19 protein-coding genes and 3 pseudogenes are annotated in these 21,432 nt (G+C 68.8%); 9 read left to right on the top strand and 13 right to left on the bottom strand.

Annotation, left to right across the window (positions count from 1 at the left end):
* Positions 1–236: 236 nt before the first annotated feature.
* The 4 genes from H4687_RS43895 to H4687_RS43880 all read right to left on the bottom strand — a co-directional run bounded on the left by H4687_RS43895 (position 237) and on the right by H4687_RS43880 (position 4,235).
* Positions 237–1,217, bottom strand: coding sequence for an alpha/beta fold hydrolase (locus tag H4687_RS43895; protein ID WP_046913539.1), 981 nt, complete (start codon positions 1,215–1,217; stop codon positions 237–239).
* 718 nt (positions 1,218–1,935) lie between these two features.
* Positions 1,936–2,847: a phosphatase PAP2 family protein gene (locus H4687_RS43890; RefSeq protein ID WP_050398117.1), complete on the bottom strand. Its 912-nt coding sequence runs from the start codon at positions 2,845–2,847 to the stop codon at positions 1,936–1,938.
* 93 nt (positions 2,848–2,940) lie between these two features.
* The gene (locus H4687_RS43885) at positions 2,941–3,897 is read right to left on the bottom strand and encodes a hypothetical protein (RefSeq protein ID WP_046913537.1); all 957 of its coding nucleotides are present in this window, start codon (positions 3,895–3,897) and stop codon (positions 2,941–2,943) included.
* The gene (locus tag H4687_RS43880) at positions 3,894–4,235 is read right to left on the bottom strand and encodes a PadR family transcriptional regulator (protein WP_046913536.1); all 342 of its coding nucleotides are present in this window, start codon (positions 4,233–4,235) and stop codon (positions 3,894–3,896) included. Before H4687_RS43880 ends, H4687_RS43885 begins: the two co-directional genes overlap by 4 nt.
* A 424-nt stretch (positions 4,236–4,659) precedes the next feature.
* Between H4687_RS43880 and H4687_RS48605 the strand changes: the two are divergent.
* Together H4687_RS48605 and H4687_RS43875 are read left to right on the top strand one after the other, a co-directional pair.
* Positions 4,660–4,809: pseudogene (locus H4687_RS48605) on the top strand (NUDIX hydrolase); the annotation flags it as partial.
* Positions 4,810–5,179: 370 nt separating this feature from the next.
* Complete coding sequence (locus H4687_RS43875; RefSeq protein WP_046913535.1) at positions 5,180–6,898, top strand: cellulase family glycosylhydrolase; 1,719 nt, start codon at positions 5,180–5,182, stop codon at positions 6,896–6,898.
* Between the two features lie 11 nt (positions 6,899–6,909).
* On the opposite strand, the gene H4687_RS43870 is transcribed toward H4687_RS43875, so the two are convergent.
* The 4 genes and pseudogenes from H4687_RS43870 to H4687_RS43855 all read right to left on the bottom strand — a co-directional run bounded on the left by H4687_RS43870 (position 6,910) and on the right by H4687_RS43855 (position 9,280).
* Positions 6,910–7,356 (bottom strand): hypothetical protein, encoded by a 447-nt coding sequence (locus H4687_RS43870; RefSeq protein WP_050398116.1) that lies wholly within the window; start codon positions 7,354–7,356, stop codon positions 6,910–6,912.
* Between the two features lie 210 nt (positions 7,357–7,566).
* Positions 7,567–7,734 carry a hypothetical protein gene (locus tag H4687_RS43865; protein ID WP_225967001.1) on the bottom strand — a complete coding sequence of 56 codons (168 nt, stop codon included), beginning with the start codon at positions 7,732–7,734 and terminating at the stop codon, positions 7,567–7,569.
* A gap of 292 nt (positions 7,735–8,026) precedes the next feature.
* Positions 8,027–8,179: pseudogene (locus H4687_RS43860) on the bottom strand (oxidoreductase); the annotation flags it as partial.
* A 102-nt stretch (positions 8,180–8,281) separates the two neighbouring features.
* Positions 8,282–9,280: an NADP-dependent oxidoreductase gene (locus H4687_RS43855; protein WP_046913533.1), complete on the bottom strand. Its 999-nt coding sequence runs from the start codon at positions 9,278–9,280 to the stop codon at positions 8,282–8,284.
* A gap of 122 nt (positions 9,281–9,402) precedes the next feature.
* Between H4687_RS43855 and H4687_RS43850 the strand changes: the two genes are divergently transcribed.
* Positions 9,403–10,278, top strand: a complete 876-nt coding sequence (locus H4687_RS43850; protein WP_046913532.1) for a LysR family transcriptional regulator — start codon at positions 9,403–9,405, stop codon at positions 10,276–10,278.
* Positions 10,279–10,579: 301 nt separating this feature from the next.
* Here H4687_RS43850 and H4687_RS43845 read toward each other — a convergent pair whose 3' ends face one another.
* Entirely contained in the window at positions 10,580–11,353 is a 774-nt protein-coding gene (locus tag H4687_RS43845) for an alpha/beta hydrolase (RefSeq protein WP_233443310.1), read from the bottom strand.
* A 369-nt stretch (positions 11,354–11,722) separates the two neighbouring features.
* On the opposite strand from H4687_RS43845, the gene H4687_RS43840 reads away from it, so the two are divergent.
* Positions 11,723–12,187: an AraC-like ligand-binding domain-containing protein gene (locus H4687_RS43840; protein WP_159026080.1), complete on the top strand. Its 465-nt coding sequence runs from the start codon at positions 11,723–11,725 to the stop codon at positions 12,185–12,187.
* On the opposite strand, the gene H4687_RS43835 is transcribed toward H4687_RS43840, so the two are convergent.
* Positions 12,177–12,973 (bottom strand): IS5 family transposase gene (locus tag H4687_RS43835; protein ID WP_233443437.1). Its coding sequence is split into 2 segments (ribosomal slippage): positions 12,177–12,635 and positions 12,638–12,973, totalling 795 coding nucleotides; the frame shifts between segments, so codons are not numbered across the junction. The genes H4687_RS43840 and H4687_RS43835 overlap by 11 nt on opposite strands.
* 67 nt (positions 12,974–13,040) lie before the next feature.
* On the opposite strand from H4687_RS43835, the gene H4687_RS43830 reads away from it, so the two are divergent.
* Positions 13,041–13,541 carry a helix-turn-helix transcriptional regulator gene (locus H4687_RS43830; RefSeq protein ID WP_050398570.1) on the top strand — a complete coding sequence of 167 codons (501 nt, stop codon included), beginning with the start codon at positions 13,041–13,043 and terminating at the stop codon, positions 13,539–13,541.
* 93 nt (positions 13,542–13,634) lie between these two features.
* On the opposite strand, the pseudogene H4687_RS43825 reads toward H4687_RS43830, so the two are convergent.
* Positions 13,635–14,588: pseudogene (locus tag H4687_RS43825) on the bottom strand (helix-turn-helix domain-containing protein); the annotation flags it as partial.
* 302 nt (positions 14,589–14,890) lie between these two features.
* Complete coding sequence (locus H4687_RS43820) at positions 14,891–15,841, bottom strand: helix-turn-helix transcriptional regulator (RefSeq protein ID WP_046913517.1); 951 nt, start codon at positions 15,839–15,841, stop codon at positions 14,891–14,893.
* Positions 15,842–16,093: 252 nt separating this feature from the next.
* On the opposite strand from H4687_RS43820, the gene H4687_RS43815 reads away from it, so the two are divergent.
* The 4 genes from H4687_RS43815 to H4687_RS43800 all read left to right on the top strand — a co-directional run bounded on the left by H4687_RS43815 (position 16,094) and on the right by H4687_RS43800 (position 19,345).
* Complete coding sequence (locus tag H4687_RS43815; protein ID WP_046913518.1) at positions 16,094–16,939, top strand: SDR family oxidoreductase; 846 nt, start codon at positions 16,094–16,096, stop codon at positions 16,937–16,939.
* A 10-nt stretch (positions 16,940–16,949) separates the two neighbouring features.
* Positions 16,950–17,432 (top strand): nitroreductase family deazaflavin-dependent oxidoreductase, encoded by a 483-nt coding sequence (locus tag H4687_RS43810; RefSeq protein ID WP_046913519.1) that lies wholly within the window; start codon positions 16,950–16,952, stop codon positions 17,430–17,432.
* 294 nt (positions 17,433–17,726) lie between these two features.
* Positions 17,727–18,707 carry an aldo/keto reductase gene (locus tag H4687_RS43805; protein ID WP_046913520.1) on the top strand — a complete coding sequence of 327 codons (981 nt, stop codon included), beginning with the start codon at positions 17,727–17,729 and terminating at the stop codon, positions 18,705–18,707.
* A 98-nt stretch (positions 18,708–18,805) separates the two neighbouring features.
* Positions 18,806–19,345, top strand: a complete 540-nt coding sequence (locus H4687_RS43800) for an NAD(P)H-dependent oxidoreductase (protein WP_046913521.1) — start codon at positions 18,806–18,808, stop codon at positions 19,343–19,345.
* Positions 19,346–19,608: 263 nt separating this feature from the next.
* Here the strand turns inward: H4687_RS43800 and H4687_RS43795 are convergent, their stop codons facing one another.
* Positions 19,609–21,057: an FG-GAP and VCBS repeat-containing protein gene (locus tag H4687_RS43795; RefSeq protein WP_046913522.1), complete on the bottom strand. Its 1,449-nt coding sequence runs from the start codon at positions 21,055–21,057 to the stop codon at positions 19,609–19,611.
* Between the last annotated feature and the right edge of the window lie 375 nt (positions 21,058–21,432).

Raw genomic sequence — 21,432 nt, 5'->3', positions numbered from 1 at the left:
TCGGTGAGCCGACCGCTCTGCCGGATGACCTACTTCGCAGACCGTTGCCCTCGACCAGCGTGAGCATCCCGGAGGACTGTCACACCAGCCCTTTACCTGCGCCCTCGAGGCGGCGGAGGCTCAGTGTGGAGTCACTCCGTGCATCCCCACTCCCGCCCGGCGGTGCGCATCGCGGTGCGTGGCCGTAGGGACGTCACCTTGATCATCGGGAGTCGCGCTCGTCATGCGCACATGCGTCAGGCGGGCAAGGAGGCAAGCCAGTCGGTCAGCAACCGGTTGATCTCCTCGGGGCGTTCCTGCTGGATCCAGTGACCGCAGCCAGCAAGAATCTGCGAAGACACCAGGCCGGGCAGAGTTGTGGGGTACGCCTTGATCGCGTCGGCCATCCAGGCTGTCGAGGCATCCAGGGCTCCGCCCACGAACAGCGACGGCTGAGTGATGGGGGCGCCGTTGTAATCGACCAGATCCTCCCAGTCCCGGTCCATGTTCCGATAGCGAGCCAGTGCCCCTGCCATGCCGGTCCGTTCGAACTCCGCGGCGTAGACATCGAGGTCGTGCTCGCCCAGCCAGGACGGCAGCCGACCGGCCGGGAACCGGTCACGTAGCCTGCCGCCGTGGCTGACGAAATGGGGATCCGGCGCGCCCGGCCCGGGCATGGTGTCGGCAGACAGGGCGGCGTAGAAGCCCGCGAGCCAGCCGCGCACATCGGGCTCGATCTCCGCCTCGGCGCGGCCCGGATGCTGAAAGTAGGAGACGTAGAACTCCTCAGCCCCGCCCATCTGCGCGAAGGCCTCACTGGGCCTCGGTCCGCCGGGCGGAGCGTACGGCACACTGAGCAACCCGACCGCGCTGAAGACATCGGGGCGAAGCAGCGCGGAGTTCGCGGCTATGGTCGCTCCCCAGTCGTGCCCGACGATCACCGCGGCCCGCTCCCCCAGAGCGTGCACCACCGCAACGCCGTCCTCCACCAGGTTGAGCATCCGGTACGCGTCCACCGCCCCGGGCCGGGAGGAGCGACCATAGCCGCGGACGTCCACAGCCACCGCGCGATAGCCCGCCTCGGCCAGTGCGGACAGCTGATGGCGCCATGAGTACCAGGACTCGGGAAAGCCGTGGACCAGGAGAACCAGCGGCCCACTGCCCTGCTCCACCAGGTGGATTCGGCCGGCGGGTGAGGGCACCAGACGGTGGGTGAGGCCGACGGCGGTCTGTGGCATGGGTCCTCCTGGGCACATGACGGGTGGCCGGTGCCGGTGACCGGACCACACCCCTGCTGCCAGGCTCCGGCCAAGGGCACCGGCAATGATCATTCAGTGGGCGGCACGCCAAGCGCGACTCCCGTTGCCGCTTCAGCAAAAGCGACCGCCCCCGACAGCCGCCGCGCATCACGTACACCACAGCAACGGTGTCGACGGCGGCCAGCGCTATGTCGACCACCGGCCGCCGCACCTGGACCCACACACCGCAGCCGGCGTTCGCGCCCGCTCCGCCAGCCGGTCGATGACGTCGGCGCCGTAGGCCCGGACCGCTGAAGTGCGCCATCACTCGCGCAGCTCGGTCAGCAATAACACCTCTGTGCGCTTCGGCGGGCGCGTCTGATCCGATCCGCGCACTGGCAGGCCCAGCGCGTAGCGCCCCGTTCCCCCGGCGGGTGCCCCTGCCGTTCCTCGTACTCGGCGGTGAAGACATGAAGCGCGTCCTCGATCTGCTGATCGCGGGCTCGACTGCCAGCCGATGAGCCGCTGTTCGATGCCCGCAATCTCCATGATGGGCCGTCGACCGGGCGGCACCACACGGGGCTTCCGCCAACAGTCGAGCCGGGTGGACACCTCCTCCACGAAGTAGAGGAGGTAGAGGGTGTCGGCCGCGACGATGTGGGCCGGCATCGCGTCCGCCGGCTGCCGCGCCGGTTCCCGCCCGGAGCCCGCCGGGTGGTCAGCCCAGTGCGGGGCGTGTGCGGCGTGCGGTGTGTGCGGGCCACCCGACTGCGGCGTGCCAGACCAGGGCCGCGCATATGAAGGCCGTCGTCGCGGAGACCAGTGACCTTGTGAGGGTGTCGCTCCGTGCGCCGGAGACGAGGGCGATGGCCAGTGCCAGCGTCAGGCTGACGGCCGGCAGCGCACGGGGGCTCAGCGTGGCGCCTGGCGCGGCGGCTGGCGGCAGCAGCCAGGTTGCGAGGCCGTAACAGGCACAGGCCAACAGTGTGGCTCCCAGCACTTCGCTGGGTCGGTGGCCGCCCATGGTCGCGGTCGCGGCGGCGATGCAGGCCAGCCACAGCACACCGGCCGTGGCGACGTAGGGGCGGATGCGAGGGGAGACCACGAGGACGGCGGCGAGGGTCAGCGCGGCGGGGATGGCCGTGTGCCCGCTGGGAAAGCCCTGATCAAGGAGATTCTCGGGCGCACCCACCAGATCGGGGCGGGGCATGGTCGATTTGAACACCTCCTTGCCTCCGGTCGTGAGAATGACGATCCCGAGCGCCGCACACCCCTGCCGCCAGCACCGCCGCACCAGGGTGAGGACCACGATGACGGCCAGGCCCACCATCAGGGTGGGCTTGGCGGTCAATTCCATCGGCGGCAGGGGTGTCGAGCCGTAGGCCGATCCTGACAGGGGGTAGATCCATGCTTCTTCGCCGCCCTGCTTACCGAGATGAAACAGGGCGTTCTCAGCTCGTTGCCCCCACGGGGTGCAGATGGCGAGCAGGTAGACCGTCAGGAACCCCAGGGTGTACAGCAGAGCCGGCATCCACGGCCGTGTCGTAAGCGACGGGCCTGGGTCGTCGGGGGCCTGCCTTGAGGTCCCCGGACGGTACGCGTGCAGGGACGGGGAATCGTGCTGAGTCATCGCTCTGTTTCTTCCGTTGGGGGGAGTTCGGTCGTGCGCGTCCTGCGGCACGAAGTGAGCCGCCGGGCTCGGTCGGCCCACCGGGAGACGCTCCTATTCGGCGAGTGCCCGCCCCTGCCGTCGCTGGGCGGTGAACGCCAGGGCAGGGAGGGGTGCGGTCAGCAGGATGAGGACGACCAGCTCCGGAAGGGACTGCATGAACGCGTCCGGCCGGACGACGATCGCCTGCGTGCGGACGATCGCGACCGCCGCGACGGGGATCAGCCACCGGTGGTCGCCGGTGGCGTCCGTCGCCACCCACGCGGCGATCAGCGCGGCGACTTCGAGGGCGAACAGGCCGCGTTGGAAGGTCGGACTGACGGAGATGATGTGCAGGCCCCCGGCCACGAACATGGCGAGCGCGACGGGGGCCAGCCAGCGGTACGAGCGGCGTCGTAGACGACTGGGACGGCAGAGCGCCAGCACGGCGCACGCGGCGCACAGTGCCCCCGAGAGCGCCAGGTCACGGGCCGTTATCGGGGTGCCGAGACCGTAATAGCCCAGGCCCGCCTTGCCCTCGTCGCCGAAGAGAATGCGGCCGTGGGACGTGGCGCCGGCCCAGATCATGGCTGCCGCGGCCGGCAGCGCGATCCATGCTCTGCCGCGCAGCAGAGCGATCAGACAGCCCAGCGGGAGCAGCCCGTAGGGCAACAGCCGTATCCGCGTGGGTCCTTCGGCCCACGGGTACCAGCCGGAGAAATGGAAGGCGATGGCGTGCTGTCCGGGGTCGATGTGCAGTGCCCAGTGCCACACATCCTGCAGGTACGGAACCAGCGCCAGCGCGGCGAGGGCCAGGGCGGCCTGGTGGATGCCGTCCAGCCACCAGGGCCGAGTCGGGTCGTCGACGGTGGCACGGGCGCGGGCCTGCACTCCGGCGCGCACCAGGGCGGCAACTTCCCGCGGCGGGGGCCAGGAGCGGTCGGGATACGCCTCGGCCAGGCAGGCCAGCACCTCCTCTCCCTGCCGGGAACGGTAGGACTCGGGATAGGCCGCAAGCAGCAGACGATTCATGCCGGGGCTGCTCCGGCATCCCGCGAGTGCCCGATGACGACGGCCGCCGCCTGCTGCATCCGCAGCGCCTCCCGGCCGAGCGCCTCGGCACCGTCCTCGGTGAGCCGGTAGTAGCGCCGCGCCCGCCCGTCCACGATCTCCTCATGGCCGGCGGCCACCAGCCCGGCCCGCTCCATCCGCTCCAGCGCGCCGTAGAGGGTACCGACAGCGATCCGGAGCCGCCCGTCGGTGGCCTGCTCGGCAGCCTTGATGATGCCGTAACCGTGCAACGGGCCGTCCATGAGCGCAGCAAGGATGAAGTACTGCGGTTCCGTCAAGGGCGGGTTCTGTCTGGTCATGCGTCGAGTATATATCGAGCTACGAAATATATCGTCCAGGCACTCCCGGGTGCTCAGCGGCGGCGCATCCACTCCCACGGCGAGCGTCTTCTCCCGGCCGGCGGGCGCGACGGTGGCCTCCGCACGCAACCCGCGCGGCTTTGGCGGATGCTCACCGCGACCCGGTCCGGGCCGAGCGGTCCGTCATTCCCGCCGTGCCGGCCGGACCCGTCTCGCTTCCGTTGAACTTTCCACGCACCAGAGCCTGTTCGCCCGGCCCGGACCGGAGATCAAGAAGATCGCCAAGTTCAAGCCAGCCGAACGCGGCCTGCCGTTCTCGGCTTGAAGTTCTGCCATGCCGACCGACTTCCCGGCAGCCGAGGGGCGGTCGACGACATCAGACACAAGGGCCTTCGGGCCCAACTCCGCGAGGAAGACGTCTCAGTTCACTGGACCGCCCACCGTGAAGAACGAGTCGGACCGGATCGAGCGGATGCCGCTCAGCGAGGTGCGCGCAATGATCGACCGCCGCGAGATCGTCAGCAGTGAAACCCTCGTTGGCCTTCTCTACCTGCTCATGAATGAAGCAATCCGCCGACCGGTGGGAGCATCGCCCATAGCCGTGCCTCAAAGGCCAGGACTACGGGCTCCTGCCCGTGTGGGGCCAACTGGTCGTAGAACTCCCTGAGATGGCCTGGCACCTGCTCGGAAGCCACCGCCCGACGCGGACTCCGGAGCTTGCATGGCGGTGCTGCACGCCTGGTCGACCTTCCCTTGGTCCACCCCTGACGCCGAATGGAAGGAAGCGCTTCGACGCGCGACTTTTCGAAACTCGGTGCGGGCTCGATGCGGATCAGCCCGTTCTCTCCGTCGCCAGGTTGCGCTAGGCTCCCTCGACGTTTCGAAGCGCTTCGACGATGGCGTCTTCGACGCAGGGGCAGGCCTTCGACTCAATGGAGAGTTCTATGCCGAGTTCAGCCGGTTTCACTCGCCGCCAGGTCATGACGACCTCCGCGGCCCTCGCCGTCGCGGCGTTCTCCACCTCGACGGCCGCCCAGGCCGCTGCCCGGTCCGCTGGTTCCGCCGCGTCGGCGTCCGCGCTGGACGTCGTCGCGAAGATGCAGCCCGGTTGGAATCTGGGCAACACCTTCGAGGCGATCGGCGCCGACGAGACGGCGTGGGGAAACCCGCGGGTGACCCGGGCGTTCTTCCGCAGGCTGAAGGCGCAGGGCTTCAAAAGCATCCGGATCCCGGTCACCTGGGGCCAGCACGAGGGCCCGGCTCCGACCTACACCCTCGACCCGGTGTTCCTGGCCAGGCTCAAGCAGGTGGTCGACTGGGCCCTGGCCGATGGTTTCTACGTTCTGATCAACATGCACGGCGACGCGTGGCAGTGGGTGCCGAACATGCCGACCCGGCATGACGCGGTCCTGGCCCAGTACACGGCCACCTGGAAGCAGATCGCCGCCGCCTTCCGGGACGAGCCGCGCCGGCTGCTTTTCGAAAGCATCAACGAGCCCTTCTTCAACGGCAGTTCCGGGGACGAGCAGAACGCCGTTCTGATGAACGAACTCAACACGACCTTCCACTCCGTCGTGCGCGCGGCCGGCGGACGCAACGCCGACCGGCTGCTGGTCATGCCGACCCTGGGGGACACCCCGGATCAGCCGAAGATCGACACCCTGCTCGCCACCTTCGCCGCGCTCGACGACCCGAACCTCGTGGCCTCGATCCACTACTACAGCTTCTGGCCCTTCAGCGTGAACCTCGCCGGCTACACGACCTTCAACGCGGCCACTCAGAAGGACCTGACCGACACGTTCGACCTGCTGCACAGGTCCTTCGTCGCCAAGGGGATCCCGGTCGTCGTCGGCGAGTACGGGCTGCTCGGCTGGGACTCCGGCCCCGGCACGGTCGAACAGGGTGAGACGCTCAAGTACCTTGAGTATCTCGGCTACTACGCGCGCCACCGCGGCCTGACCACGATGCTGTGGGACAACGGCAGCCGCTTCAACCGCCGCACCCTGCAATGGAACGACCCGAGCCTCTATGCGCAGATACGTTCCAGCTGGACCCGGCGCTCCGGCACCGCGTCCACCGATCAGCTCTTCGTGCCCAAGGGAAAGGCCCCGACGGACGCGACGATCACGCTGAACCTCAACGGCACCAGGCTGACGAGGATCGATGTCGGCACCCGTCCGCTGCTCCGGGGCGTGGACTACACCGTCAGGGGCAGCACCCTGACGATCGCGGCGGCGACGCTCGGCCGGCTGACCGCGTCGCAGGAACACGGCACGAACGCCGTCCTGTCCCTCCGGTTCACGGCGGGAATCCCCTGGGCCGTCAACGTCATCACCTACGACAAGCCGGCCCTGACGAGCGCGACGGGTACGACGACCTCGCTCGTGATCCCCACCGCGTTCAACGGGGACAAGCTGGCGACCATGGAAGCCGTCTACGCCGACGGCAGCCCCGCCGGTCCGCAGTCCTGGACGACGTACAAGCAGTTCAACGTGGCCTTCACGGTGGACTACGCCGCGGACACGATCACCTTGCCGACCGCGTTCTTCGGCGAGGTCACCGACGACGCCCCCGTGACCCTCACCTTCCACTTCTGGAGCGGGGCGATCTTGACGTACACGCTGACCAGGTCCGGCACCACGGTCACGGGCGCCTCCGCCTGAAAACAGGTCCATCAGGAATCGGACGGGCGTTCTGACGCCCGTCCGACCGGCACCGCGCCCGCCCGCTGATGACACCGGATGCACCTCTCCTGACCGCTGGAGGGCGTCGCCCGCCCCGTTCCAACGGCTGTAGCAGGGCAGAACAGCGCGGCGAAGAGCGCCAGGAGCCGGCTGGGCGACAGGGTCAGGAACGTGACCGCGGTGGCATAGGCCGAGACAGCTGCGGCGGACAGGGCGAGGGCGGCCACCTTGGCGAGGACGAGGTGCGGCCAGGGGTAGCCGGCCGCGGCCAGGCGCCGGTCGAAAGCGCTCCGCTCGAAGGCCGCCGCGAACATCATGAATCCGGCGATCAGGGTGACGGCGTTGAGCGCCCCGCTGATCGCGGTCAGCTCGTTGCCCGGAGGCGTCAGCCACTGCCCGGTGGCCCGCAGCCGCACCGGCGAGGGTGTGTCGGGCATCGCCAGATACGTCAGAGACGTCCACAGCGGCAGGAAGACGGCGAACAGGACCAGGGCGAACCGGTTAGGGGCGTGGTCGATCAGCGCGTAGCGGGTGGCGGTGACGAGCAGGGACCGCCGTGTCCCGCCTCGCCTACGACATCGACCGCCTGTACACGGCCACCGGAAGCGCCTTCCCGGTCGACAGTTCGGGAGCCCACACGTTCAGGTTCAGACATCCTCGCCCGTCCCGCTGTCCGCTTCGAGCCGGTCGCCGCTGTCGGGCTGGACAGAGACGAGGCCCTTACGGTCATAGGGGCGGTCCGGATCGAAGTCCGCGACCACCGGGCGGCGGTACCGCTCGGCGGTGGCGTACCGGATCCCCCACCAGGAGCGCACTCCCGGTGCAGTCGGAGCCTTCGGCGCGGACGCGGCGTCAGATTCCTTCCGGTGCGGTTCGGATTTTGCGCACGGCGTGTCGGCGGCGATCGCTCGCCGTGACGCTCACCAAGCATTCCCTGGACTCCGGTGCATCGCCGGGCGGACAGCAGTCACCCAGTGGTCAGCAGGTGACACTTTGCTGGACCTGCCTCTCGTGGCCAGACCGCCACGGCGCTCCAGGAGGCCTGAGGCCCTGCCGTCAGCGCGCCCGGGTGGGCCTGGTCAGGGGAAGTCGGCCGTGCAGGCACCGGGCGTGGACGGCGTCGGTTGCCTTCCGCCAGGCGTCGACCTGCGCCGCGGAGTGCAGGCCGGGGGTCGTGCAGCCCTGGCCGCCGGCCGACGGCTGGGTGCCCTCGGTGATGATCAGGCCGGCGCTCGCGCGCTGGGCGCAGTAGGTGGCCATCAGTCCATACGGTGTCTTCGGTCAGAACCGCTTCCGGCTCGGGCACCTTCAGATCGTCCAGGGCGTGGGCGTCCTTCGCCATGGCCTGCTGGAGTTCGGCGATCACGAGACCACCGTCAGTACGATCTTGCCTTGGAGGTGGCCCTGCGCGGCTCGCGTGTGTGCGCTGCCCGCTTGGGACAGCGGGTAGGTGCTGTCCACCCCGACCTGGAGCTTGCCCTCGCCGAACAGGCGCCCGATCTCGGCGAGCTGGGGACCGTGGGAACGCACCTGAATGTTCGAGACGGTGACGCCCAGACTCGCCGTCCTCTCCGGGTCGTACTCGGCGAAGAACACCGGAAGCATGGTGCCGCCGCGCTTGAGCACAGCCAGAAAGCGTGCGCTGTCCGGGCCACCGACGGCGTCGATCACCAGGTCCACACCGCTGACCACGTCCGCGGCCCGCGTCGTGGTGTAGTCGATGAACTCATCGACGCCGAGTGTGCGCAGGAACTGCTCGTGCCGACCCGAGGCCACCGCTATGACGTGTGCCCCCTTCCATTTCGCCAGCTGCACCGCGAAGTGGCCCACTCCACCGGCGGCCCCGTTGACCAGCACGGTCATCCCTGGCGTGATCGGCACCGGCTGGTGCACCCGGCCGGTGAAAGGAGACGGCACGTCATGGCCGAGCTCAACCAGGTACTGCCAGGCCGTCAGCACGGCCATCGGCGCCCCAGCCGCCTGTACGTGATCGAGACCGGCAGGCTTGTGAGCCAGGTCCGAAGCCGGTGCGGCTACGTACTCGGCGTACGTCCGGCCGTCGAAGCCGGGGAACCGCAGCATGCCGAAGACCTCGTCACCGACGGCGAACCCCGCCACGTCCGGAGCGACCGCCTGGACCACGCCCGACATGTCCGTGCCGGGGATCAAGGGGAACTCCATCACCGGCCCCATCTCGGCCGGCATGACCTTCATCCCCTCACGCAGGTACCAGTCCGGCGGGTTGATGCCCGCCGCGTGCACCCGGACGAGCACCTCGCCCGGGCCGATCTCGGGAACCGGCACCTCGTCGTACTGCAGAACTTCCGGCCCGCCCGCCGCGTGGAACTGGATCGCCTTCATCGCGCCTGTCGCTTTCCTTGGGAATCTTTGCTCCTTCAGTCAAGGCCCAGGACGACACGGCCGTCCAAGACCGGTTCGGCAACCTGATCATTCCGAAACAGCATGACCCGTACGCTGGAAGGGTGAACGATCTCGGACAGGACCTGGAACTGCGGCTGGTGCGCTACTTCACCGTGGTGGCGGCGCACCAGCACTTCGGCCGGGCCGCCGCCGACTTGCACGTGGCCCAGCCGGCGCTGAGCCGCCAGATCCAGCGGCTCGAGAAGCATCTCGGCGTACTGCTGCTGAACCGCACCCCCCAGGGGACCCGGCTCACGCCGGCCGGCCAGAGCTTCCTCCCCCACGCCCACGCCCTGCTGCAGGCCGCCCGCCAGGCCGAGCTGGCCGTGCGTGAACAAGCCGAGACCGAACGAATCGCCATCGGCTACGTCGAAGACCTGGTGATCACTGCCGCCGTACAGGAATTGCGCCGCCGTCATCCGGACGCCGAGATCACCACCCGGTACCTGAGCTGCCGCGACGTCGGGGCACTGCCCGACAAGCACGTCGACGCCCTGATCGCACGAGCCCCGCTGCCGCTCGCTGCCGACGACCTGCTCACCACCCCGCTGTACGAGGAACCCCGCATGCTCGCGGTACCGCGCGGCCATCCCCTGGCCGACCGCATATCGGTGACCGCGCAAGAGCTGGCCGGCGAAGAGGCGGCGCCGTGCGCCTTCGAGACCGCTGACTGGACTTCCTACCGCATCCTCGGGACCGGCGTGCCGCCGATCGAGAGCTACGAGGACAAGCTCGAACTCGTGGCGAGTGGCAGGGCGGTCGCCGTACTACCGGTCGGCGACCGACGCAGCTCACTGCGTCCCGACCTCGTCACCGTCCCGATCGAGGACGCTCCCCCCAGCCAGGTCGTCCTGGTCAGCCGCAAAGGCGACCCGAATCCGATGATCGGGAATCTCCGGCTGGCTGCCAAGGCCGTCCTGACCGCCCCGGCAGCCTGACCGGGACCAGCCGACCCGCTTGCGCTGAACTGCATCAAGCGGTGCTCACGCGCGCCGTGTTCATCGCGCGTCTGCCGGTACCGCTCGGGTTGCGCTGCGCCGGCTCAGTCCAGCGGACGCCCCTCCCCTGCCGCCGCTGAACTACGTCACGGACTTCGGCGGCGGGGTGATACTGCCGGCCGTCGGCATCCTGGCCGCCCGGTGGGAGCGGCGGAGTTCGGGACGCGGCAGGTGGTGGACACCCACGAGAGCCGAGGGCTCCGCTCCGGATCCGGGCGCATGCCGCGAGGAACGTCCCCGATCAGGAGGCGAAGCGCTTCACGAAGGCCAAAGCGGTGTCGGCGACCTCGCGCCAGCCGCTGTCGATCGTCAACGCGTGGCCACGGCCGGGCAGTTCCTTGATCTCGGTGACGGCGGCCTCGTTGCGTGTCTGCTTCTTGTACGAGGCATGGGCGATGGCCCAGGGAACGGTGTTGTCCTTCTCTCCCGAGATGATCAGCAGCGGGCCACGCTCGGCGTGCAGTGTGTCCAACTTCACCTCCGTCCAGGGATTGATGTTCGCGACGGCGGCCTGGAACAGCGGCTCTCCGGGGGCCGGGACCGCGAAGGTCTCGTACAGTTCCTTGGCCTCCTCTTCGCTGACCGCGTTGGCGAAGGCGTACCTGAACTGGTCGTAGGTGAGGGGGACGGCCCGGTGGAAGTTGGCGGGATTGCCGAGCACGGGCCGCGCGGCGCGCAGAGCGGAGACCGGCAGGGGAAGTACGCCGCGGAAGGGCGCCGGGTCAATCGCCACGGACGCTGCCGAGAGACCCCGGCCCGCGATCATCTGGGCGATGAGGCCGCCGAAGGAGTGGCCGACCACGACGGGCTTGCGATCCAGCCTGCCGATCAACTCGGCGAAGTGGTCGGCGACCTGACCCACACTCTTTCCCGCGAACACCTCAGGGTGGGCATGGGCTTCGGCGACGGTTTCGGGGTCGTCGGGCCAGCCGGGAGTCAGGGGCGCGAAGCCGGACTCGTCGAAGACGGCGGCCCACCTGTCCCAGCTACTCGGCAGCAGCCACAGGCCGTGCACGAAGACTGCCGGGGTACGGCCGCTGGCATTGATCTTCTCATCCTCTTTTTCCGGCCCCGCCACGACCAGGTAGGCGCGTCGGCGGGAGTCGCTGGATCACCGGGGACCGGCTGGAGGCGTTCACGAGGACAGTCACGGCTCCGCTCGGCGTCGCGGCAGCCTCTGACGATGTGCCCTATCAAGGTCACCCCCGATGAATTGGTCAGGGCTCAAGTTAGGGCCGGACGGGTCTGCGGTAGTGACTCCTCGTGCACAGGACTGTCCTGACCGTGCACAAGGACCGGTTGTCGACCTGTGTCGGCATGTGGAACCCCCCAGGGACGCTGGTACCGATGACCGACAACGCGTTTCTCACGGATGGTGGTCGGCATGCTGCTACTGGACACCGCTACCGTGCCTCGTGCCGACCGCGCGGAGGCGTTCCATCACGCACTGACCCATGCCTCCGTTCCGAACCGCATCGTTCACGAGGAACCGGGGACCGGGATCCAGGCGCGGATGGACCTGTGGCGGATCGGTGCGCTCGACCTGTTCACGTCGCACAACACCGGCTTCAAGCTGACCCGTACAGCCCGGCATGTACGACAGGAGAGTCGGCCGATCGTTGCCGTCGCGCTGCAGAACCGAGGGGTCGGCCGTGCCGAGATCGACGGTAAGCACGGACTCGTCGGCCCGGACGATGTCTATCTGTTCAACGAGATGACGCCGCGCGAATTCGGCTGGACGGGAAAGGGAGCTGCCCAGGCCATACTGATCGATTTCGACCGGCTCGGGCTGCCGATGGAGATCCTGCGGAACACCACTTTCCGGCTAAGACGTTGTCTCATTTGGTGAGCCTGCGGTAGCAGATGAGGGTGCAAGCGATGCTGGTGAAGGCCATGAAGTGTTCGGCTTTGCGCTCATAGCGGCGATGAAGTCGGCGACAGCCGGCGAGCCAGGCCATCGTGCGTTCGATGGTCCAGCGGTGTCGGCCCAGGCGTGTGGACGACTCGATGCCCTTGCGGGCGATGCGGTGGCGGATGCCTCGCTTGCGGAGCCATCGCCGCAGGTGGTCGTAGTCGTAGCCCTTGTCCGCGTGCAACTTGGCGGGGCGGCGTCGGCGGGGTCCGCGGCGGGAGCGGATCGGCGGGATACCACGGACCAGTGGTTCGAGTGCCTGGCTGTCGTGGAGGTTCGCACCGGAGATACCGACCGAGAGGGGCAGACCGGTTCGCTCGGTGATCAAGTGGATCTTCGAGCCCTTCTTGCCCCTGTCGACAGGATTCGGACCTGTCAGGTCCCCCCTTTCAGGGCTCGCATGTTCACCGAGTCGATCGCGCACCGGGACCAGTCCAGTTCACCGCGGGAACCGAGTTCGTCCAGGACCAGGCGGTGGAGCTTGGCCCACACCCGGGCCTTGCTCCATTCGGTGAACCGCCGGTGGGCCGTCGGACCCGATGGCCCGAACGACGGGGGCAGCTGCCGCCACGTGCAGCCTGACGTGGCCACAAAGACGATCGCCGCCAGCACCTCGCGGTCCCCGTACCGTCGTCGGCCACCGCCCTGCGGCCGCGACGGAGCAGGCGGCACGACCCGCTCGAACAGCTCCCACAACTCATCCGGCACCAGACGCTCAACGATCCCCACGACGGCATACTATCGAACAGCCCAAATGAGACGACCTCTAAGGGCAAGCCCGTTGCACGATGTGGTTCTGCAGCATGTGCGCGCGCTGTGGCGAGCTCCGGACCGGCTCGCCGCCGACCCCGGAGCCCCGGCCCTGGCGAATGCCACGATCGAGTTGATACGTGCGCTGGTGGTGTCGGCCTCGCAGGAGACCGGGGCGCTTGCCCGGGAGATCATGGACGACACGCTGTTGACCCGGATGCTCGCGTACGCACGCCGCCATCTCACCGACCGCAACCTCGATGCTGAACTGATCGCCAACGAGCACGCGATATCGGTACGCCACCTGTACGAGACGTTTCAACGCGCGGGACTCAGCCTGGAGCAGTGGATCATCTCCGAACGGCTGGAGGGCGCACGGAACATGCTGGCCTCTCCGCACCTGGGCCATCCGACCATCGCGGCAGTGGCCCGGAGATGGGGGTTCGCAAGCCCGGGCCACTTCTCCCGGAGGTTCCGGGCCGCCTACGGTATGACCCCGAGTGAGTGGCGCAGGCTGAGTGGCGCAGGCGGTACGTGCTGAAGGGTTGGCGATGCGGGGGCGAAGGTGCCCTTCTCGGCCGCACAAGGCGCGGGAGCTGTTCCGATGCGTCAGTGTTCCGGGCCGACGGCGCGCCGGCCCGGAACACTGACGCCGCTCTCGCGGTGACATACCGTAGGCGGCCCTGAATACCCGGCTGAAGTGGCTGGCGCTGCTGAAGCCCCAGCGGTGTGCGACGACTTCGATGGTCACCGTTCTGTTCCCGGGACGAGCGAGCTCCTTGCGGCACTGGGCGAGGCGGTTGGCGCGGAGCCAGTCGCCGAGAGTGATCCCCGAGCGGGCCAGGATCGCGTAGAGGTGCCGCACTGATATGTGATGCGCGCGGGCGATCTGGGCCGCGCTCAGGTCGTGCTCGGCGAGATGGGCGCGTATGTACTCCCTGATCCGGTAATGCAAGGTGGATTCGAGGGGTTCTTGAGCGAGTCGAGAGTCGCCGAGACGGGTGGCGAGCACCGCTCGCAGCAGTTCGACACTCGGTTGTTCCACGGCTGCGGTGTGCAAGGGGCTCATTCTCTGCCGGGTGTCCGCCAGCCGCGCGAAGTACGTCGACGCGAGATCGGTGACGGGGTGGTCCCGGCTCAGTCGTACCGCGGTGATCCTGCTGAGTACTGCCGTGGGCAAGGCCAGTTCCCGGCGGGGGATGCGGAAGTAGTGCTGGTGGATGCCGCTTTCGTTGACCAGGGTGTACGGCTCGGTGGTGTCGTAGACCGCGAGGTCGCCCGGGCGCAGCACCGCTTCCCTGCCGCCTTGCACCACCACGCTCGACCCCGAAACCTGAAGTCCGAGGAACAGGCTGGGTTCGAGGTCGTCGCGTACCAACGACGAGGTACGTCGGATGACGGTCGCGTTGGACCTCACCGAGCAGTTGTTCAAAGCCCCGACATCGCTGATCATGCCGACCGCCGAGATCCGTTCCTGCTGCGGATGACGCTGGATGTCCACACGGACGACTCGGCCCCAGATCATGTCGCGAATGACCTCGGCCCTGTCGGACGGTGGGATGCGGCTCGCGTCAAACGCAGTGCTCACATGGCCCCCATGTCCGGCGCGGTCCGAGGCCGCTGCCGACTGACGGGACCGGCCGGCTCCCTCGCCTCCCGCTACAAGACCACTGACACTAATGCCAGTTCCCAGGGTCCGATGTCCTCCCGCACTCAGGGACACGACTCCCGCAGGCTCAGACCAGCGCTGTGCAGGAAGGGGCTCTACGAGGAGATCAGCGCCCGGCCTTCCCCTGGACGGGCCAGGGGAAGGCCGAATGGGGCAGCCCCGGGCGTCTGCTGCCGCTTCTCGGCACGGGTTTCCGCAGATCGACTGGCCTGGCTCGTCGGTCAGTCGGGGGTGTCGCCCGTGTCGGCGGGCTGGAAATCGTCGGCCGGCGCGGACTCGTCGTTGGTCGCGGCCCAGCTGGCCAGCACGTTCAGGGCGTCCTGGGAGGGTGAGTGGGGCTCGGCGGTGTAGGTGAGGAGGAACTGGCTGGGGCCGTCGGGGAGCGGGAAGGTTTCGAAGGGGAGGTCGAGGTCGCCGACGACCGGGTGGTGGAGGAGCTTCACGCCGGTGGTGTGCATGCGGACGTTGTGGGCCGCCCAGCGGCGACGGAATTCCTCGCTGCGGGTGGACAGCTCCCCGATCAGGTCCGTCAGCCGTCGGTCGTAGAGGTCGCGGCCGGCCTCGGCGCGCAGCATGGCGACCGTGTCATTGGCGACTTCGTCCCAGTGGCGGAAGAACTCGGTCGCGTGCGGGCTGAGGAAGACGAACCGGGCGTTGTTCGGCGGCCGTACGGGGACGGCGTAGACGGGGGAGAAGAGGGCGCGTCCGAGGTGGTTGGCGGCCAGGATGTCCCCGCGTCCGCTGAGGATGAACGCGGGGGTGCCGGCCATTGAGTCCAGGACGCGCTGCACCGCGGGCCGTACACGCTGCTGAGTGGGGCGGCGGCGTGGCGGGCGGGTCGTGGCGGCGCCGCGCAGGAGGTCGAGCAGGTGGATGCGTTCGGCCTCGTCGAGCTGCAGTGCTTGCGCGATGCCCTCGATGACGCTCTCGGAGACGCCGGTGGCGTTGCCGCGCTCCATCCGGGTGTAGTACTCGCTGGAGATGCCCGCGAGGAGAGCGACTTCCTCGCGGCGCAGCCCGGTGACCCGTCGGCGTTCTCCGCCGTACAGGGGCAGCCCGGCCTGCTCGGGGGTGATCCGGGCCCGTCGGGTGCCCAGGAATTCCCGGATCTCCGCACGGAAATCATCGCGAATATCCCGATCGGTGCCTTTTGGGTCGTTTCTGCCTGCCATGCGTTTCACTCTACGAGTGCTCCGGCCGGGTTGGGGGTCCCTGTCAGTGCCCCCTTCAAGAGGGACTCCCACACTCCCGTGACAAGCGGTTCTGTTGCTGGTGCACCGCCCACGGCGTGTGAACCGTCCGGACGGCCGGCGCTTGTGCCGCCGGTCCGGGCCTCCTCTGTAGCGCTGTCGGCTCTGTCGGCGCTCCATGCTTCACCCCGCACACAGCGGGCGCCGGATCACGGCGCCTGAAAGGAACCCCCTATGAGCAAGGTCATTCTCGTCACCGGTGCCGGACGCGGTCTGGGCACGGACATCGCCCGCGAGGCCCTCGCCGCAGGCCACCAGGTCGTCGCCACCGGCCGCCGCCCCGAGGAGGTCGAGAAGACCCTGGGCGGGCCTCAGGACAACCTGCTGGTCACCAGGCTCGACGTCACCATCCTGGAGGACGCCGAGGCCGCCGCGCAGGCAGCAGTCGACCGCTTCGGCCGCATCGACGTCCTCATCAACAACGCCGGGAACCTCTTCACCGGCTACTTCGAGGAGATCTCGCCCGGGCAGATGCGCCGGCAGTTCGAGACCAACCTCTTCGGCCCGATGAACGTCACCCGCGCCGTCCTGCCCGTCCTGCGCAAGCAGCGCGCGGGCCACATCATCACCATCACCTCGACCGCCGGCCTGGTCGGCATGGAGTTCACCTCCGCGTACGCCGCCTCCAAGTTCGCGGAAGAGGGCTGGATGGAGTCCCTGCGCCACGACGTCGAGCCGTACAACATCCACACCACGATCGTGGAGCCCGGCTACTTCCGCACCGAACTTCTCGTGGACGGCTCCACCACCTGGCCCGAGCTGTCCATCGACGACTACGCCCCGCGCACCGCCCCGCGGATCGAGGGCATGAAGAACATGAACGGCCGGCAGCCCGGCGACCCCGCCAAGCTCGCCCGCGCCCTCCTCACCATCGCCGACCAGGAGAGGCCCTTGCTGCGATTCGTCGCCGGCTCGGACGCCATCGAGGCCGCAGAGGCCAAGGCGAAGGAACTCCTCGCCCAGGCCGAAGCCTCCCGCGAACTGGGCGACAGCCTGGCCTACGACGACGCCCACGCCTGAGAGGGACAACATGCCCCTCAAAGGCGACTACGAGCCGAGCAAGGCGCAGTTCGTACGTGACCAGGTCGCGCTGTACGAAAGCTCGGGCGGTACGCAGGGAACCACGCTGAGTGTCCTGGTCACGCGTGAAGAAGACGAGAGGCTCCGGGACCTGCCCGTCGTCATCCTGACCACCCTGGGCGCGAGAAGCGGCAAGATCCGCAAGACGCCGGTCATGCGGGTGGAGCACGACGGCTCCCACGCCGCCATCGCCTCCATGGCAGGAGCCCCCACCCACCCTGTCTGGTACCGCAACGCGGTGGCCGACCCCCGGGTGGAGCTGCAGGACGGCCCGGTGCGCCGGGACATGGTGGCACGCGAGGTGACCGGGGACGAGAGGGCCCTGTGGTGGGCCCGAGCCGTCGAGGCGTTCCCCGACTACGCCACGTACCAGGAGAACACCACCCGTGAGATCCCGGTCCTCGTTCTGGAGCCGGCGACCCACGAGCACTGACGCGGCGCAGCCGGTTCAGCCCGCCGATCCCCCGCCGCCTGGCCCCGGCCACACCATCGCCGGACCCCACCCTCCTCGCAAGCCCGACCTACGACGGCGCTCACGCCTGAGCACCATGCCCCGGCCGAGACCGGCAGCCGCCGGGTGCATCGACGGCTCTGTCCCGCTACCCGGGCAACGGCGCCCGCGCCGACAGCGCGCGGATCACCCCAGCACGGCTCCGCCGGCCGGCGGCGCTCCCCACCACGCACGACCACCGACCGGCCTGACGGCCGTCACGACAAGGAGTACCTGATGAAGCACGTATCACTGGGCGGACTCGATGTCTCCCGCATCGGGCTGGGAGCCATGACCATGGCCGGCACCTACACCTCGGGCGGGGGCCTCGATGACGCCGAATCGATCCGCACCATCCACCGTGCGCTGGACCTCGGAGTCACCCACATCGACACCGCCGAGATCTACGGCCCCTTCCACAGCGAGGAAATCGTCGGCAAGGCCATCAAGGGGCGCCGCGACGACGTCGTCGTGGCGACGAAGTTCGGTCTCGTCTCCCATGCCGGCGACGGCCCCGGCGTCATCGACAGCAGCGCCCACAACGTGAAGACCGCGGTCGAAGGCTCGCTCCTGCGGCTCGGCACCGACCGCATCGACCTCTACTACCAGCACCGCGTCGACCCGAACACCCCCATCGAGGAGACCATCGGCGCGCTGGCCGAACTGGTCGCCGAGGGCAAGGTGCGCCACATCGGACTCTCCGAGGCCGGCCCCGCCACGATCCGCCGCGCCCACGCGGTGCACCCGATAGCCGCGCTGCAGACCGAATACTCCCTGTGGACCCGTGACGTCGAGACGGAAATCCTGCCGCTGCTGCGGGAGTTGGGCATAGGATTCGTGCCCTACTCGCCGCTCGGCCACGGCCTCCTGACCGGGCAGATCCGCACCGTCGACGACTTCACCGAGGACGACTGGCGCAAGACCAACCCGCGCTTCACCGGCGAGAACTTCCAGCGCAACCTGCGCATCGTCGACGAAGTACAGGCCATCGGCGCCGAGATCGGCGCCACCCCGGCCCAGACCGCACTGGCCTGGCTGCTGACCCGCGGCGACGACATCGCGCCCATCCCCGGCACCCGGCGAGTCGCGCGCGTCGAGGAGAACACCGCCGCCGACGGCATCGAACTCAGCGCCGCTCAGCTCGACCGACTGAACAACCTCACACCGGCCGCGGGCGAGCGCCACGACGAGGCGAACATGGCCACCGTCGATCGGTGATCCGACGCCCTGGCGACCTGCTGACCCGTCGCACCCGACCAACCCTCATCCGTCGCACCCGCTTCACTGATCACTGATCACCGAAAGGTTTTCTCATCATGTCCAAGGTCCTTCTTGTCGTAGGTCACCCCGACCTGTCCCGGTCCAAGGCCAACAAGGCCCTGGTGAACGCCGTCCGCGACCTGGCCCATGTCACCGTGCACGACCTCTACGCCACCTACCCCGACTTCCAGATCGACGCCGACGCCGAGCAGGCACTGCTGGCCGAGCACGACGTGATCGTCTTCCAGCACCCGGTGTTCTGGTACAACACCACCCCGCTGTTCAAGCAGTGGCAGGACAAGGTCTTCACCCTCGGCTGGGCCTTCACCATGGACGGCTCCGTCTCACAGCTGGCCGGCAAGAAGGCCGTCGTCGCCGTCACCACCGGCGTCCCCGCCGACCACTACACCCCCGAAGGCCCGAACCAAGCCACCGTCGAGACCCTCCTCAGCAACTGGCACGCCACCCTGCGGCTGTGCCAGTTCGACATCCAGCCGATGGTCAAGCTGTACGGCACCGCCTTCGGCCTTTCCGACCAGGACCTGAACACCGCCGCCAAGCAGTACAACGAACTGCTCGCCTCCTACGCCGCCTGACCGCACGCTCAGGAGGTGGCAGATACTTCAGACGCACCGTGACACGTACGACCGACCGGTGGTGGGGGTGGGGCTGCGGGCGGTGCGGGAGGTAGTCATGGCCACACTCCCTTGTTGCACCGCTCGTACGACAGACCCCGGACCGGACGCTGCTGAGCGGCGAAACCCGTGCGGGTGCCAGTGCGCGGGCTGGACTCCTGCCCCGAAGGGCCGTGGGCCCGGGCCATCGGGACGGGGACCCGGGCGCACGGCACGTGGTGAACCTACTTGGCGAACTCGCGGCCGAAGAGCGCCCCCTTCTCCGGCGCCCCCAGGACCGAGGGCCCGAACGACGTGATGTTGGTCGTGGTCAGCCCGGCCCTGGAGCCGCGGAACAGCCACACCGCTCCGGAGTTCTTGTACGTGCCGTCCTCCTTGGGTGCGGCGACGGCGAGGTCGGCGCGGTCGTTGGCGTTCACGTCGAGCAGGGCGACGTTGCCGCCGAACTCGTCACCGGCCTCGGAGGCCCCAGGCACTCCGGAGTCGGACTGGTCGAAGGCCTGCGCTCCGGTGCCGGTGAGCCCGGAGGCACCGCCCTTCAGCAGGACGACCGAACCGGCGTCGCGTACGGAGCCGATGTCCTCGCCGGGGACGCCGACCGCGATGTCCGGGTAGCCGTCGCCCGTCACGTCACCGGCGGCCAGTGAGGCGCCGAACTGGTCACCGTAGTCGCTGTCGTCGTCGTTCCGGTGGCCGTCCTCGGAGACGCCGGGCACGCCGGCCGTGTTCTGCGTGATGCGCGTGACCCGCGTGCTCGGTCCGTCCGGGCCGCCGTAGACGACCCGGACGTTGCCCGCCTCGTACATCCGCATCTCGGAGACGGCGTCGACCTGCCGTCCGACATAGTCGCCGTAGCCGTCCATGTTCACGTCGGCGACAACACCGCCGACGGAGGCGGACCCGGTGGACCTGGAGTGCTCGGTGTCGATGCCGGTCGCGGTGCCCGGCCACCAGAGCGTTCCGTACGACCGCTCCTCGAAGCCGTGGGTGGTGACGAGGTCGTCCTTTCCGTCACCGTTCATGTCACCGGCGATGACGTCCCAGGTCTCCTTCTTCTCGTTCACCGGAAAGACGTTGGTGCCCGCCGGGGCGCCGTCACGGGTGAACGGTCCCAGGCGGACCTGGAGGACGCCGTCATTGCCGAGGGCGAGATCGTCCTTGCCGTCGCCGTTGAAGTCGCCGCCGGCCAGTTTGCTGACGGTGCCGCTGAGCGCCGTGGCCGAGGTCAGGCCGCTCGGGGAGCCCCACAGCACGGCGGCACCCCGGTAGGCGCCGACCACGAGGTCGGTGTAGCCGTCACCGTCGAGGTCGCGTGCGGCCGTGGACATGCCGAAGCGATAGGGCGAGGGCTCACCGGGCACCCACGACAGGGCCTGCGAGACGATCAGCGGGTGCGCGGTGTCGGCGCCGGCCGCGGAGCCGTGGACGACGGCGACATAGCCGGCGAACTCGACACCAGACACGGTGGCCTCGGGCGCCGCGGTCGCGAGGTCGGCGAAACCGTCGCCGTTGAAGTCGGCGATCGGTGCCTTCGGGACTGCTGCAGCCGGGGCGGCGACGACGAGCGGAGCGGCCAGCAGCGCGGCGGCGACGGCCGCGCTGCCCGCGACCGTGCGGCTGCTCGTACGACGGGCGGTGCCGGGGATCGTACGACGGCTGGTGCGAAGAGGCACAGAGTCTCCAGGAGTTGGATGAAGGGATGGGATACCGGTTGTTCACATCCGATCGTTTGACCATCGAGGGTGCGCAACGGTTGCAGAGTTTTAGCTGCGTGTCGCGGGGTGCGGACTGGTCCGGTGTTCATGGACGCCCTCGTACCAGTCCGGGGCGTTCTTCTTGAGCATGCGATGTGGCCGGGGTCACCTCGCGTCCGCCGTGGTCGCAGTACAGGAGGCGGCCGTCGCCGTCCACCGGGGGCCGGGGACTTGGCTGAACGCCGTGCCTGCCCTCCGGTAAGCAGGCCTTTGCGCGCGCGTCGTAGCGGTCCTGCAGCCAACCGTCGGACCGTACGGAGGATTTCAGTAGCGAAAGATCCGGACGATGCGGCA

This window comes from Streptomyces stelliscabiei, from assembly GCF_014873495.1.
Classification (GTDB): domain Bacteria; phylum Actinomycetota; class Actinomycetes; order Streptomycetales; family Streptomycetaceae; genus Streptomyces; species Streptomyces bottropensis.
The sequence above is the reverse complement of the archived record's forward strand: the minus strand, read 5'-3'. Positions and strand labels throughout refer to the sequence as shown.

Bases quoted from the DNA above. Each gene is read 5' to 3' on its own strand.
- H4687_RS43895 (WP_046913539.1), bottom strand. From the start codon at position 1,217: ATGCCACAGACCGCCGTCGGCCTCACCCACCGTCTGGTGCCCTCACCC.
- H4687_RS43890 (WP_050398117.1), bottom strand. From the start codon at position 2,847: ATGACTCAGCACGATTCCCCGTCCCTGCACGCGTACCGTCCGGGGACC.
- H4687_RS43885 (WP_046913537.1), bottom strand. From the start codon at position 3,897: ATGAATCGTCTGCTGCTTGCGGCCTATCCCGAGTCCTACCGTTCCCGG.
- H4687_RS43880 (WP_046913536.1), bottom strand. From the start codon at position 4,235: ATGACCAGACAGAACCCGCCCTTGACGGAACCGCAGTACTTCATCCTT.
- H4687_RS43875 (WP_046913535.1), top strand. From the start codon at position 5,180: ATGCCGAGTTCAGCCGGTTTCACTCGCCGCCAGGTCATGACGACCTCC.
- H4687_RS43870 (WP_050398116.1), bottom strand. From the start codon at position 7,356: ATGCCCGACACACCCTCGCCGGTGCGGCTGCGGGCCACCGGGCAGTGG.
- H4687_RS43855 (WP_046913533.1), bottom strand. From the start codon at position 9,280: ATGAAGGCGATCCAGTTCCACGCGGCGGGCGGGCCGGAAGTTCTGCAG.
- H4687_RS43840 (WP_159026080.1), top strand. From the start codon at position 11,723: ATGCTGCTACTGGACACCGCTACCGTGCCTCGTGCCGACCGCGCGGAG.
- H4687_RS43820 (WP_046913517.1), bottom strand. From the start codon at position 15,841: ATGGCAGGCAGAAACGACCCAAAAGGCACCGATCGGGATATTCGCGAT.
- H4687_RS43815 (WP_046913518.1), top strand. From the start codon at position 16,094: ATGAGCAAGGTCATTCTCGTCACCGGTGCCGGACGCGGTCTGGGCACG.
- H4687_RS43810 (WP_046913519.1), top strand. From the start codon at position 16,950: ATGCCCCTCAAAGGCGACTACGAGCCGAGCAAGGCGCAGTTCGTACGT.
- H4687_RS43805 (WP_046913520.1), top strand. From the start codon at position 17,727: ATGAAGCACGTATCACTGGGCGGACTCGATGTCTCCCGCATCGGGCTG.
- H4687_RS43800 (WP_046913521.1), top strand. From the start codon at position 18,806: ATGTCCAAGGTCCTTCTTGTCGTAGGTCACCCCGACCTGTCCCGGTCC.